Here is a 12579-nt window from a genome sequence, read left to right on the forward strand (position 1 = left end):
ACAAAAAAGATAGGCCTTTGCCTATCTTAATTCATTATTTTCAAAAATCGCTTCTGCGTTTTATTCCCCTCATAGCCTATTCGTTCGTAAAAGAGATGAGCTTCTTTTCGATGAGAGGCAGAATTTAAACGGATAAAAGCATAATGCTTGCTTTTGGCAAGTTCTTCAACTCGCTCCATCAATTGGCGACCGATCCCACGTCTTTGTGCAGATGGAAAAACCGCAAGACCCAAAATATTTAAACCAGCATCACTATAGAGGCTTTCATAGACTTCCGCTTCCACATAACCAAGAATATTTCCTGTTTGGCCCTCTTCATAAACAAAGCAAAAATGATCCGAATCTGGCGAATTAAATTTATCAATCTGAGCTGCCACTTTTTCAAGGGTCGAATCATACCCCAATGCTTGGTGACATAAATCTCTAATTTGACCTGCATCTTTGACTTGAACAGTACGAATCATACCTTCACCTCCTTGAACTCTTTGCTCTTATCTTAGACCTTTTTCCTCAAAAAGTAAAGGAATAGCAGATGAAATTTATAAATAAAATCCGATTTAGATCAAATTCATCTTTTTTCGCATTTCTCAGGGATTTCTATTTACTTTTTCGATTTAATTCATTATAATAGTAAGGGTAAATACAAGGAGGTGAGTACGTTGGCCAGAGGTCGTGGAAAAGCAAGCCCTCAAGACAAAGAGGCATTACGGATTATATCGGAAAAGATTAGAGAATTACTGAAAGAACAAGGAAAAAAACAGATCGAATTATCTCGTATTACTGGAATCCCTGCAAGTACGCTAACTGGATATGTAAAAGGGACTTCTCTTCCCGTTCCTGAAAATTTAGAGAAGATTGCAGCCTTTTTCCAGGTAGCAGTTGCTGAAATTGACCCTCGATTGCGCAATGATTTTGTGGTCATTGATTCAGAGATTGAACGATTATATAAACAGCTCGATGAAGGAAATCAAGAAAATCTTCTTTCTTATGGAAAGAGTCTCTTGACCCATCAAAAAGAAAGACAGAAAATTGAAAAGCAATACCACTCGTATTCTGTCTATGATTCTTTTGCAGCTTACCAAAATCAGAAGCAAGCTGATATCGTCTGGTTTGATCAAAAGATTCCTTACGATTTGGCTTTTTGGATTCATACGGATTCCCTCGAGCCTAAATACGAAAAAGGGACCGTTGTGTTAATCAAGCAAACCTATTATGATCAAGCAGGGGCAATTTATGCCATTGATTTTGACGGGCAAACGTTGATCAAACGTGTCTTTCGTGAGGCCAACGGTATTCGACTGGTTTCCCTCAATAAGAAATATAGTGATCAAATCATTCCACTAGATGAGGAACCTGGGGTGATTGGAAAAGTGATTGATGGCTTTGTTCCTCTTGATTTGGAGGAAATCAAATGATTAAATTAATTGCGATTGACTTAGATGGCACCCTCTTACACGAGGATAAGACTTTATCCAAAGGAAATATTGAAGCCCTTCATAAAGCCCATCAAGCCGGCTATGATATTGTGATCTGTACGGGGCGTCCCTTAGCGGGTGTCCGTCCTATCTTTGAAGAGATTGGTCTTCCTGATGGCAACTACTATATGATTATCAATAACGGGTGTACAACCTTGTCTACTCAGAATTGGGAAATCATTGGCAAGGAAGAGTTGAGCCTCGAGGATAGGCACCGGTTGCAAGTTTTAACGGAAGATACAGATGTCCAGCTAACCTTATTTGATATGGATCACTACCTAGTGGTCGCACCTGAAGCTAGTGAACTTGTCACTATGGATGCGGGTATTGTTAACTATAAACCGACACCTATTTCATTAGAAGATCTACCAAACTACCTCCCTATTTTTCAAGCAATGTACGTAGGAGATCCTTCTGCTATTGATGCCTTCCAAGCTCAGCACGAGGCTGCATTAGAGGCCGATTTTAACACTGTACGTTCGCAGGATATCTTGTTTGAAATTCTGCCAAAAGGCGCGAGCAAGGCTTCTGCTCTTCAGGCATTAAGTCAAACATTAGGCTACAGCAGAGAGCAGGTTATGGCTCTTGGAGATGCCAATAATGACCTTGAAATGCTACGTTTTGCTGGTTACAGCGTTGCTATGGGAAATGGCAATGCTGCTGTCAAGGAAATCGCAGACTTCATCACCCTGACCAATGATGAAGATGGCGTGGCCCATGCTATTCACAAATTAATTGAAACTGAAAAAGGAGAATGATCATGAAATACGCAAATTTGTTGGACCGTTTTATTACCTATGTAAAGGTTAACACACGTTCAGACGAGAATTCTACAACCACTCCAAGTACCCAATCACAAGTTGATTTTGCAACAAACGTTTTGATCCCTGAGATGAAACGCGTGGGTCTTCAAAACGTCTACTATTTACCAAACGGCTATGCCATTGGAACACTTCCAGCCAATGATCCAAGCTTTACACGCAAGATTGGATTTATCTCTCACATGGATACCGCTGACTTCAATGCGGAAAATGTCAATCCACAAATCGTTGAGAATTATGATGGGGGTGTCATTGCCCTTGGTGAGTCTGGTTTCACACTCGATCCAGCCGATTTTGCTCATTTGAACAACTACAAGGGACAAACCTTGATCACAACTGACGGTACTACTCTTCTGGGTGCAGACGATAAGTCAGGTATCGCTGAAATCATGACAGCTATTGAATACCTGACAGCTCATCCTGAAATCAAACACGGAGAAATCCGTGTTGGCTTTGGTCCAGATGAAGAAATCGGCGTCGGCGCAGATCAATTTGATGCAGAGGATTTCGATGTAGATTTTGCCTATACTGTCGATGGTGGTCCTCTTGGAGAGCTTCAATACGAAACCTTCTCAGCAGCTGGAGCTGAAATCACCTTCAAAGGACGCAATGTCCACCCAGGTACAGCCAAAGGTCAAATGATCAACGCCCTTCAATTGGCCATTGATTTCCATAACAAACTACCTGAAGGAGCACGTCCTGAATTAACCGAAGGCTATGAAGGCTTCTACCACTTGATGAACATTGAAGGAACTGTTGAGGAAGCAAGTGCCAGTTACATCATTCGGGACTTTGAAACTGAAAGCTTTGAGAAACGCAAAGACCTCATGACATCTATTGCGGATCAGATGAATGCGGAGCTCGGTAGCGAACGCGTTCTCCTCACCCTCAAAGATCAGTACTACAACATGAAGCAAGTGATTGAAAAAGATATGACGCCGATTACCCTTGCTAAGGAAGTCATGGAAGATCTTGGCATCACACCAATCATTGAACCAATCCGCGGTGGTACAGATGGGTCTAAAATTTCCTTTATGGGAATTCCTACACCAAACATCTTTGCCGGTGGCGAAAATATGCACGGTCGCTTTGAATACGTTAGCCTCCAAACCATGGAACGCGCAGTTGATACCATTATTGGTATTGTGACCAAAAAATAAGAAACAAAAAGGATTCGGATAGATTGTCCGGATCCTTTATTGTATGTTAGAAAGCTTGACAATATCTTTTACCTGATCAATGGACTGAATTAGGTTAAGGCTTGTCTCATTGATAGGAAGATAATAGACTTTATCTGCCAAAGATTCTGTAAAAGGACGATTGGTGACTAAGATCACCTGTTGTCCTTTTTCTTTTAACTCTTGCTCCTTCTTTCCTACCTTTTGGTAAAAACTCGGGTCCCGAATTTCTAGATCATCCACCAAGACACAAGCAGCATCCAAACCGAATGACTCATTGGTCCCATTTTGGGTCAGATAATAGGCTGCTCCTGCTTTGACCTCATATAAGCCAGCTGATGGCTCAACCGGAAGAAATGCTGGACTTGTATCAGCCTCTACTCCTTTTTCTAACTCCACTAGATTGGCCAAGACCTGCAAATAAATCGGTGCTAATTTACTTAAATCCAAGAGTTCCTCAAACTCAAAACCACGTTTCAGAGCCTCTAAGATATAGAAGAGCCGATGGGGCATATGACGAGCTATTTTTTGGATTAACTCATCATCGGTCATTTCTTCAGGAAAGACAGTCAGCAGTTTTTTATCTTTAATGGTTTCTAAGGCCTGTTGGTAAGCTTCATCGATCCTCTTTCCAAATCCATAAACTGCCCCATAGGAGTGAATTTGGGTATTGAGACGAGCATTTTGCGCAGCATCTGAAAAGATCGGAATCTTAAAGAAAATATAGTCTAGACTAGGTTCATAGACTGCCTTTATCTTCTGTAATAATGGATGAGGCAAATGCTCGAGCGAGCGCCCCAATTGCAGCTGCACGCCTTGCTCAAACAAGGAATAGCCCAAGCCCATAGAGGCCATCGAGATACTATCTGAAGCAAATGGATTAACCTCTAAGATATAAAAAGCATAGCTGGTCGGATCCAAGGCAAACTTAATGGAAATGGCTCCTGTCAGCTTCAGATAGCGACTGATGTGGATCGCTGCTTCACGAAGATTTTGAAACTCACGGTCAGTCAGAGTGACCGCTGGCATAAATTGGTAAGAGTCACTAGAGTGGATCCCAACAGGATCAATGCTTTCAATAGAGGCCGCCAGGTAGTGATTGTCTTCGCGATCCCGCATGACTACAAAATCCAGTTCCTTAAAGCCATAAGTCGAAAACTCCAGCAAACACTGCTGACTTGGAGAAACCGAAAGTCCCATTTCTACAGCTTCGCATAAATCATCCAAGTTATGAGCGATCTTTCGCCCTTGCCCTTGCTTACTCGCTACTGGCCAGATCATAATAGGAAATTGAATGCCTTCAGAAAACTCGATAGCTTCTCGAACAGAACCAACCAGTGCGGAAGCGGGTACTTGATAGCCCAGCTCTTGAAAGAGACGTCGTTGATCTGCCTGTTGGTAAAAATTACGGTAGCGTTGGAGACTCGGCCCGACAATCATAATCGATGCATCTTTGAAAAATCCAGTTTCTTCCAAACGAAACAAGAGATTCAAAATCTGTTTGTCCGCAAAAGCTAAGAGCAAGCGAGATCCAGTATAAGAAAGAAGAGTCGTCCTAAGAGCATCCAGCTTGAGCTTACTAACTACAACTATATCTGTAGCTTCTTGGGTGATAGCATTTTCCTCGCCCAAATAAAGGACAAGAGCATTCCCATCCTTGGCATTAAGTTTTTGTGCTTCCTGTACCGCAGCCAAGAGGCTAATATCCTGATAAGAATCTCCACACAGGAGAAGCAATTTCTGGTTTTGTTTCATCATTCCTTCTCCCTTCTACTTTCGTGAATTTTGGCATCAATCAACTCTAAAAATTCATCGTAAAAATAGAGATTTTCTCTTGGACCTGGACTAGCATCTACTTGGAATTGAACCCCTAAAATTGGTTGGTAACGATGACGAAAAGCTTCAATACTATGGTCATTGACATTTTCATGTGTGACCAATAAATCATGGGGCAGACTGTCCCTCGCTATACTATACAAGTGATTTTGACTGGTTATCTCGATTTTTCCTGTCGCAATTTCACGCACAGGTATGTTCAAGCCGAAATGTCCGACTTCCATAGGGGCCAGCTCAGCGCCGTAAGCTTGTGCCAACAACTGAGCTCCCAAGCCCATACCCCAGATCGGAATCTGACCATTGAGCTTTTTGATCAAGCGGCAGAGTTTTTTCACCTGATGGGGATCGCCTGGCCCACTGGATAAAATAACCCCATCTGGTTGCTGCTCCATCAGTTCATCATAAGAGATATCATAGGGATAGACTGTCACATTACAGTCCCTTTGACTCAGCTGACGTAAGACAGAGTGCTTGACCCCTAGATCAATCAAGGCAATACTCTTTCCAAAACCAGGTACAGCATAGGCTGTTTTGGTCGAGACTTGACGTACTTGGTCTTTGGGAAGGACCGTTGCTCGCAACTGATCCAAGATATGCTCGATCGAATCCCCCTTGTTAATAACAGTTGCCTTCATCCGTCCATACTTGCGGACAATTTTTGCCACCTGGCGGGTATCAATCCCTACAATACCAGGGATTTTTTTTCGCTTCAAGAATTCATCCAAGGTCATCTGCTGCCGCCAATTGCTCGGCATCTCCACCAGATGCTGAACCACTACTGCTAAACAAGTGGGTGTAATGGATTCAGAATCATCCCGATTGATTCCTGCTGCGCCAATAACCGGGAAGGTAAAGGAGAGAATCTGGCCACTAAAAGCCTGATCCGTGAGCAATTCTTGATAACCTGTCATGGCTGTGGTAAAGACCAACTCACCCGTTACATATAGGTCTGCACCAAAGGCTTCTCCTTCAAATACAGTACCATCCTCTAGGACCAATAATCGTTTCATCGAACCTCTCCCTTCTTTTACTCTAGTACAATTTTATCACAGTTCCTCAAAAAAAGGAAAGTCAGATTCCATGTAGCGATCTACTCTGTCCTCTTTCTTTCCTTTCAATGAATTGTCAGTTATTTTATTTTGCTCCGCGACCTTTAAGGACGGCTTCAATGATGGCCATACGGACAAAGACACCATTGGTCATTTGTTCTACGATGCGTGATTTAGGAGCTTCTACCAAGTGGTCCGCGATTTCAACGTCACGGTTGACTGGTGCTGGGTGCATCAAGATCGCAGTATCTTTCATACGGTCATAACGTTCTTGTGTCAAACCATGAAGACGGTGGTAGTTTTCTTTAGAGAAGAGTGATTCGTAATCATGACGTTCGTGCTGCACACGCAAGAACATCATCACATCCACTTCTTCAATGACTTCATCGATAGTGACGAAGGTTCCATAGTCTTCAAATTCCGCACTTCTCCATTCGTCTGGACCTGCAAAGTAAAGAGTTGCTCCCAAACGTTTCAAGATTTGCATGTTTGATTTCGCCACACGTGAGTGATCCAAGTCCCCAGCGATACAAACTTTCAAGCCGTCAAAGTGACCGAATTCTTGGTAGATGGTCATCAAATCAAGCAAGCTTTGGCTTGGGTGTTGACCTGAACCGTCCCCACCATTGACGATAGATGCAGTGATCGTCGGGCTTTCAACTAATTCTTTGTAGTAATCCACTTCAGGGTGACGGATGACGCAGACATCTACACCAAGAGCTGACATGGTTAAGATTGTATCGTAAAGTGTTTCCCCTTTGTTCACAGAACTTGTCTTTACATCAAAGTCAAGGAGATCACATCCCAATTTCAACTCTGCCACTTCAAAGGCTTTGTGGGTACGAGTTGAAGGTTCAAAGAAAAGGTTTGAGATGATGTGTTGGTCTTCGTAGGATGCTTTAGCTCCGTTTTTGAACTCAATCCCACGTTTGATCAATGCCATTACTTCTTCATTGGTAAGAGTTTCCATTGAGACAAGGTTTTTAAGAGCGATTTGATTTTCAGACATATTGATTCTCCTTTTAAAATGTGAATGCAAATAGTATACAATTTGTTTAAGCTTCTTTGATGAGGACGCGGTCTTGACCGTCTAGCTCCACCATCTCGACAATGATTTCCTCTGACTTACTTGTCGGGATATTTTTCCCAACAAAGTCCGGACGAATCGGCAACTCCCGATGCCCACGGTCGACTAGAACCGCCAGACTCACTCGAGCAGGACGACCGTGACTGACCAGATTATCAATGGCAGCGCGTATCGTGCGACCTGTATAGAGGACATCATCGATCAAAATGACTTCTCTATGAGCGATATCAACTGGTAAGACCGTTGTATCCTCAGTCGCCTTCATGTCATCTCGGAAAGGCTTGGTATCTAGTTCTGCAACAGGGACATCGATTTGTTCCAGCTGAGAGAGGCGTTCTTGGATCCGGCGAGCGATGTAAACACCACGCGTCTTGATCCCCACCAGCACAATCTGGCTCAAATCTTTGTTTCGTTCAATGATTTCGTAGGTGATCCGGGTAATGGCCCGTTTCATCGTCAAATCATCAACGACTTCTTTGGTTTTCATTCAGTCCTCCTTAGTTGTAAAAGAAAAACCTCCTTTTTCAAGGAGGTTCAGCAAATGGATGGTCTAAGAGGATAGAGTCTCGCCCTATGGTCCTAGCCATTGTTTTTCACAGTCTCCTTGCCTGCCTCACGGGACAGGATTAAAGGATTTATTTAATTGAGATAACTATATCACAGTTTCAAACGACATGCAAGAAAAAACTCAACATTTTTCAAAAAAATTTAAAGATATGACTTTTCGTCTGAATAATGTTCGGTTTTTACTGAAAAACAGCCTATTTTCGCTTGATATTTTTGATCCCATAGAGCACATAGCCAGCTAGGAGGTAAGCGATAAAGATGATCACTACCCATTTGCCAACAAAGGCCCAACCGTATTTATTAACATTGATAAAGAAATAGGCAAAGGGACTATCTTTTGCACCTGGAATCGGCCACTTCAAGACCAAACCATTGAGAAGGGCAAAGAGCATGTAAGCCAGGGGAATCAAGGTCCAAAGGAAGGGATCGAGCTTACGGTATTGCTTGGCTTTATCAACCACTAGGGTATCAAAGAAGAACATCAAAGGAACGATGTAATGACAGAGGAAGTTTTCCAAACGATAAAACTTCTCAGGTGTCGCCAGAGGCGCCAACATAAAGTGGTAGATGACAAAGGTAATCATAATAGCCATGGTGACCGCTCCCTTCATACGAAGGTAGCCCTGAGTCTGGGTCGAACGACCTCGAACCATGCGCCAAACCATGTCTCCCATAAAGAACATGACCAACATGTTAGATAAAATGGTGTAATAGAGCATCATGCCAAAGCCCCCATGCTTGGTCAGTTGCAGATAAACACCGAGTACACTTAAAATAAACAATAAAAAACGATAGCTAAACAATAGTTTGAATTTCATAGTATCCTCCTGAAAGAAAAGGGACTAGGCCCTTCTTCTTTTCTTTAGATCTTCTTCACAAATTCTGATTTGAGTTTCATTGCACCAAAGCCATCAATCTTACAATCGATGTTGTGGTCTCCTTCCACGATACGGATATTTTTCACGCGCGTACCTTGTTTCAAATCTTTCGGGGCACCCTTGACTTTCAAATCTTTTATCAAGGTCACCGTATCGCCATCAGCCAATTTGTTTCCGTTTGCGTCAATCGCTACGACACCCTCTTCTTCTTCGACCTCAGCTGGGTTCCATTCATACGCACACTCTGGACACACCAAGAGCGCTCCATCTTCATAGACGTATTCAGAGTTACATTTTGGACAGTTTGGTAAGTTATTCATTTTTATCTCCTTATTCAAATTAACTTTCATAGTATACCATGAAAGCGAAAATTTGACAAATCCTGCTTAACTGTAGCATTTTCAATAAAAAAGGAGGCAACTTGGCCTCCCTACATAGATCATATTTTTCAATCTTCCTGCAATTCTTGAATATCTCGAATCACGCGCACACCTGCTTGATTCTTCTCGCGAAGTTCAACATCAGAATATGGGAAGGTATTGATCAAGATACTCTCCATCCCGATACTTTGGGCCACGGCGACATCTGTCGTAAAGTCATTCCCCACCATGACCGTTTTCTCAGGGTTCAACTGGTGTTCTTTCATCACTTCCAAGAGAAACTCTGGCTGAGGTTTGCGAATACCTGCATCAGATGACAAGTAAATGGCATGGAAAAGTTCTCTCAAACCAACCAAATCAATCTCCGGATTGGTAAAATCCGCTTGGGCATTGGATAAGAGAAAGATCCGGCAACCTGCAGCTTTCATATCCTCTAATACTTCTTTCGTGTGAGGATAAAGCTCCAACCGTTTGCGAGAAAGGACACGGAAAGTCCGCGCAATCAAACGTCCCCACTCTTTGAGGTGGACAACACTATTCCCGCTTGGATGGCCTTCTAAATACAATTGCACAAAGATAACTGTAAGATCAATCTCTGGGTAGGCAACTTGTTTTTCCTTAGCCAAGTCTTCTTCGGCTTGTTGCACCAACTCTCTATAACGCAGTCGCAAGCCTTCTCCTGTGTAGCTTGCCCCGTAGGATTGGTAGATCTGAGCCATGGTATCCCATAAAATGGGACTCGACTCATCCGTTTCGATGTCGACCAAGGTTCCATAAAAATCAAAAATATAGTTTTTAAATGCGTACTTGTGCGGATTCATCTCTCACTCCCGTAACAAACATGGTAAAGGTTGCCTTGCAGACATTGGCCCCGTCTTGATTGGTAATATCGACATCCACAACTCGAGTCGTGCGTCCACTATGGACACATTCGCCATGGATCGTGAGGACATCCCCCAGACGCCCTGCTTTCAAGTAATTGATCGAGGATTGCAAGGTCACCCCATCGACCCCTTGAGAAACCACGACCAAACCACTGACTTGGTCACACAGGGTAAAGAGATAGCCTCCGTGCGCATTTCCATAATAATTGAGCGAGGATTCCACGACCTTGGTTGTCACCACTACATGGCCATCTCTCATCTTTTCGATTTCATAATTTTCAAATGCAGCAATTGCATCAAAGTGAAAATCTTTCATATACTTGCCACCTTTTCTAGCATCTTTTCAACTCCTCTATCATACTACAATTAAGAAGCAGATACAAGCAAAGGGGCAATTCCTTAGAAGCAGAAAAGGAGACTCCAACTAAGTAAGAAGACGATACTAGGAACAATGTATTTTCGGGGGTGCTTCCAACATTCTCTCTTTAAATTCCATTTTCTTAAAGGAAAATAGATTTCAATAAGTAAGTGCAAAACAGCTTCCACTACTGCTAGAAGCATCACTCCTAGTAAAAATAGAATCCCCAAGTCAGGCATGACCACCATTTTTAATAATAGAGCAACAAATAGATTCACAGCTAAGAAATAAGTCAGCAATACACGGTAATACATCAAGTAAAAGAACCGACTCTTAGGAAGTGACTTAACATGATCAATCAAATCTTTATCCGCGGAAATGAGGGTGGTTAATGGCGTATTGACAGAAGCCATCGTTAAAAGAATGATGATTTTTAAAGGAGCATCATAATCCTGTATCAGAATGAGAAGGAGGAAGATGAGAGTAAAGACAAAATTGATGGAAAAATAGCGCTCTTGAAACAAGGAAAGCCAAAAATAATTGCCACTTCTTCTCTTTGCGACGAGCAACTGATCATTTTTTGAAATCGCGACCAGGTCCTCATTTTTAAAAATTAAGACAGCAAGGAGGGCTGACAGTAAGATCATATAGGACACTTGTTGAACCCATAAAGAAGATCCTGTGAGAACAGTCGTTACAAAAATGAGCACCCCTCCTAGAAAACTGGGCCTTGTATTGAACTGGATAAAGACATAAAACACACTCAATACCACCAGTAAAGATAGGTGGACAAGCTTAAAGGATTGTGGCAGGTCTAACTTGACTCCCAAAAAGAGGATCAATAACAGCACGCGCTCTAACAAATTGAGAAGAAAGGTTACTGTCAGAAAAGAACCTTTGAAACGATTGAGAGACAACGGAAGCTGGTAGTAGGCCTGGACCCTGTCCATCGAAAAGTAGGAATACAACAATTGAAAGGTTGATAGAGCAGTGACAATAGCCGTACTGATCAATAAGACTTGAAAGCTCGTAGAAAATTTGCCCCCAACAACATGGTAATAAAGAGCAAATGCTAAGGAAGTCAAGAACAAAAAGAGCCGATTTTTGGATACCAAATCTCTAAAAATTGCTAGTAGCATGCTCTACCCCCTCTGACGATTGACGTCATGAAACCAATCTTCTAAATTCGAATCGATCGCGTCTAGGTGACCATCTTCAATAGTATAAGCTGTATCACAGACTCGAACGATACTCTCTGCTATATGCGAACTCATCAGAATAGCGCCTTCTTCTTTATACTGCAATAGCAAACCATATAGAAATTCTGTCGCATCAAAATCAAGGCCATCAAATGGTTCGTCCAAAATAAGGAGGGAAGGTTTGAGATAAAAAGCTGTGATCAGGAAGACTTTCTTCTTATTTCCCGTTGACAAACTACCGATATCGGTGTTGAGAAATTCTTCAAAATGAAAACCTGAGATCAGGTCCTGCAATAACGTTTCATCTCTCTTTCGATGATACAAACGACAGACAAAATTAAAATAGTGAACAAAATCCCAGTTTAAAAAACTATTGTTTTCAGTAAAAACTGTATAGGTACTGCTCTTATAGAAATTCGTATGAAAAGATGTCACCTTGTCTTCAATGGTAACAGTCTCAACTGCATACTGCCGATGATCAAAAACACTACTTAAAGCTTTTAGCAAGGTTGTCTTCCCAGCTCCATTTCGACCAATCAACCCTACTACAGAATGATTGGGTACAAGCAAATTCACGTCTTTTATAATGGGCTTGTCTTTTTTATACCAAACATTTAGCCCCTTAATGTTTAAACACTCACTCTTCATCGACGCACTCCTTTATAAAGGTAAGAAGCCCCAACTAAAAGCAACAGCAAAGCGTATAACCATTCCTTTTGAAAGGCAAAGACTAAGGCACCGATCAAGAAGCAAATTCCTATAAGGATTCTAAATTGTAATTTCATATCTTGCCTTCTTTCTATTCACAGTATGAATGATTACAATTGTATTTTATGCTTATACTATAGTACTTTTTTTAAGCAGATT

General features: G+C 42.0%; 15 protein-coding genes. 3 read left to right on the forward strand and 12 right to left on the reverse strand.

Annotated features, from left to right (window positions below; translation table 11 throughout):
* Positions 1-26 precede the first annotated feature (26 nt).
* Positions 27-464, reverse strand: coding sequence for a GNAT family N-acetyltransferase (locus tag HMPREF1195_RS03115; RefSeq protein WP_023918232.1), 438 nt, complete (start codon positions 462-464; stop codon positions 27-29).
* 195 nt (positions 465-659) lie between these two features.
* On the opposite strand from HMPREF1195_RS03115, the gene HMPREF1195_RS03120 reads away from it, so the two are divergent.
* The 3 genes from HMPREF1195_RS03120 to pepT are packed head-to-tail and all read left to right on the forward strand — an operon-like array spanning position 660 to position 3456.
* On the forward strand, positions 660-1415 hold the full coding sequence (locus HMPREF1195_RS03120; RefSeq protein WP_023918234.1) for a LexA family transcriptional regulator: 756 nt from the start codon (positions 660-662) through the stop codon (positions 1413-1415).
* Positions 1412-2233: a Cof-type HAD-IIB family hydrolase gene (locus HMPREF1195_RS03125; protein WP_023918236.1), complete on the forward strand. Its 822-nt coding sequence runs from the start codon at positions 1412-1414 to the stop codon at positions 2231-2233. Before HMPREF1195_RS03120 ends, HMPREF1195_RS03125 begins: the two co-directional genes overlap by 4 nt.
* A gap of 2 nt (positions 2234-2235) precedes the next feature.
* Positions 2236-3456 carry a peptidase T gene (gene pepT, locus HMPREF1195_RS03130; protein WP_023918238.1) on the forward strand — a complete coding sequence of 407 codons (1221 nt, stop codon included), beginning with the start codon at positions 2236-2238 and terminating at the stop codon, positions 3454-3456.
* 36 nt (positions 3457-3492) lie between these two features.
* Here the strand turns inward: pepT and HMPREF1195_RS03135 are convergent, their stop codons facing one another.
* From HMPREF1195_RS03135 to HMPREF1195_RS11210, 11 genes are all read right to left on the reverse strand, one after another.
* Positions 3493-5232: an ATP-binding protein gene (locus tag HMPREF1195_RS03135; RefSeq protein ID WP_037599320.1), complete on the reverse strand. Its 1740-nt coding sequence runs from the start codon at positions 5230-5232 to the stop codon at positions 3493-3495.
* On the reverse strand, positions 5229-6320 hold the full coding sequence (locus HMPREF1195_RS03140) for a carbamoyl phosphate synthase small subunit (protein WP_023918241.1): 1092 nt from the start codon (positions 6318-6320) through the stop codon (positions 5229-5231). The genes HMPREF1195_RS03135 and HMPREF1195_RS03140 overlap by 4 nt, the downstream gene beginning before the upstream one ends.
* A 124-nt stretch (positions 6321-6444) precedes the next feature.
* The gene (locus HMPREF1195_RS03145) at positions 6445-7368 is read right to left on the reverse strand and encodes an aspartate carbamoyltransferase catalytic subunit (protein ID WP_003007497.1); all 924 of its coding nucleotides are present in this window, start codon (positions 7366-7368) and stop codon (positions 6445-6447) included.
* Positions 7369-7414: 46 nt separating this feature from the next.
* Positions 7415-7933, reverse strand: coding sequence for a bifunctional pyr operon transcriptional regulator/uracil phosphoribosyltransferase PyrR (gene pyrR / locus HMPREF1195_RS03150; RefSeq protein WP_003001719.1), 519 nt, complete (start codon positions 7931-7933; stop codon positions 7415-7417).
* Positions 7934-8207: 274 nt separating this feature from the next.
* Positions 8208-8831, reverse strand: coding sequence for a Pr6Pr family membrane protein (locus HMPREF1195_RS03155; RefSeq protein WP_023918243.1), 624 nt, complete (start codon positions 8829-8831; stop codon positions 8208-8210).
* Between the two features lie 44 nt (positions 8832-8875).
* Positions 8876-9211, reverse strand: coding sequence for a zinc ribbon domain-containing protein YjdM (locus HMPREF1195_RS03160; protein ID WP_003016288.1), 336 nt, complete (start codon positions 9209-9211; stop codon positions 8876-8878).
* A gap of 128 nt (positions 9212-9339) precedes the next feature.
* Complete coding sequence (locus tag HMPREF1195_RS03165; protein ID WP_023918246.1) at positions 9340-10092, reverse strand: HAD family hydrolase; 753 nt, start codon at positions 10090-10092, stop codon at positions 9340-9342.
* A complete protein-coding gene (locus HMPREF1195_RS03170) occupies positions 10067-10471 on the reverse strand; it encodes a PaaI family thioesterase (RefSeq protein WP_003016342.1) in 405 nt (134 codons plus the stop codon). The genes HMPREF1195_RS03165 and HMPREF1195_RS03170 overlap by 26 nt, the downstream gene beginning before the upstream one ends.
* 83 nt (positions 10472-10554) lie before the next feature.
* Complete coding sequence (locus tag HMPREF1195_RS03175) at positions 10555-11652, reverse strand: hypothetical protein (protein WP_023918248.1); 1098 nt, start codon at positions 11650-11652, stop codon at positions 10555-10557.
* A 3-nt stretch (positions 11653-11655) separates the two neighbouring features.
* A complete protein-coding gene (locus HMPREF1195_RS03180; RefSeq protein ID WP_023918250.1) occupies positions 11656-12360 on the reverse strand; it encodes an ATP-binding cassette domain-containing protein in 705 nt (234 codons plus the stop codon).
* The gene (locus tag HMPREF1195_RS11210) at positions 12357-12497 is read right to left on the reverse strand and encodes a hypothetical protein (protein ID WP_003001697.1); all 141 of its coding nucleotides are present in this window, start codon (positions 12495-12497) and stop codon (positions 12357-12359) included. Before HMPREF1195_RS11210 ends, HMPREF1195_RS03180 begins: the two co-directional genes overlap by 4 nt.
* Positions 12498-12579 lie beyond the last annotated feature (82 nt).

The sequence above is a fragment of the Streptococcus parasanguinis CC87K genome, from assembly GCF_000507765.1.
Taxonomy (GTDB): Bacteria; Bacillota; Bacilli; order Lactobacillales; family Streptococcaceae; genus Streptococcus; species Streptococcus parasanguinis_J.

Coding starts and splice junctions, on each gene's coding strand:
- HMPREF1195_RS03115 (WP_023918232.1), bottom strand. CDS start 464: ATGATTCGTACTGTTCAAGTCAAAGATGCAGGTCAAATTAGAGATTTA.
- HMPREF1195_RS03170 (WP_003016342.1), bottom strand. CDS start 10,471: ATGAAAGATTTTCACTTTGATGCAATTGCTGCATTTGAAAATTATGAA.
- HMPREF1195_RS03140 (WP_023918241.1), bottom strand. CDS start 6,320: ATGAAACGATTATTGGTCCTAGAGGATGGTACTGTATTTGAAGGAGAA.
- HMPREF1195_RS03125 (WP_023918236.1), top strand. CDS start 1,412: ATGATTAAATTAATTGCGATTGACTTAGATGGCACCCTCTTACACGAG.
- HMPREF1195_RS03145 (WP_003007497.1), bottom strand. CDS start 7,368: ATGTCTGAAAATCAAATCGCTCTTAAAAACCTTGTCTCAATGGAAACT.
- HMPREF1195_RS03160 (WP_003016288.1), bottom strand. CDS start 9,211: ATGAATAACTTACCAAACTGTCCAAAATGTAACTCTGAATACGTCTAT.
- pyrR (WP_003001719.1), bottom strand. CDS start 7,933: ATGAAAACCAAAGAAGTCGTTGATGATTTGACGATGAAACGGGCCATT.
- HMPREF1195_RS03165 (WP_023918246.1), bottom strand. CDS start 10,092: ATGAATCCGCACAAGTACGCATTTAAAAACTATATTTTTGATTTTTAT.
- pepT (WP_023918238.1), top strand. CDS start 2,236: ATGAAATACGCAAATTTGTTGGACCGTTTTATTACCTATGTAAAGGTT.
- HMPREF1195_RS03180 (WP_023918250.1), bottom strand. CDS start 12,360: ATGAAGAGTGAGTGTTTAAACATTAAGGGGCTAAATGTTTGGTATAAA.
- HMPREF1195_RS03155 (WP_023918243.1), bottom strand. CDS start 8,831: ATGAAATTCAAACTATTGTTTAGCTATCGTTTTTTATTGTTTATTTTA.
- HMPREF1195_RS11210 (WP_003001697.1), bottom strand. CDS start 12,497: ATGAAATTACAATTTAGAATCCTTATAGGAATTTGCTTCTTGATCGGT.
- HMPREF1195_RS03175 (WP_023918248.1), bottom strand. CDS start 11,652: ATGCTACTAGCAATTTTTAGAGATTTGGTATCCAAAAATCGGCTCTTT.
- HMPREF1195_RS03135 (WP_037599320.1), bottom strand. CDS start 5,232: ATGATGAAACAAAACCAGAAATTGCTTCTCCTGTGTGGAGATTCTTAT.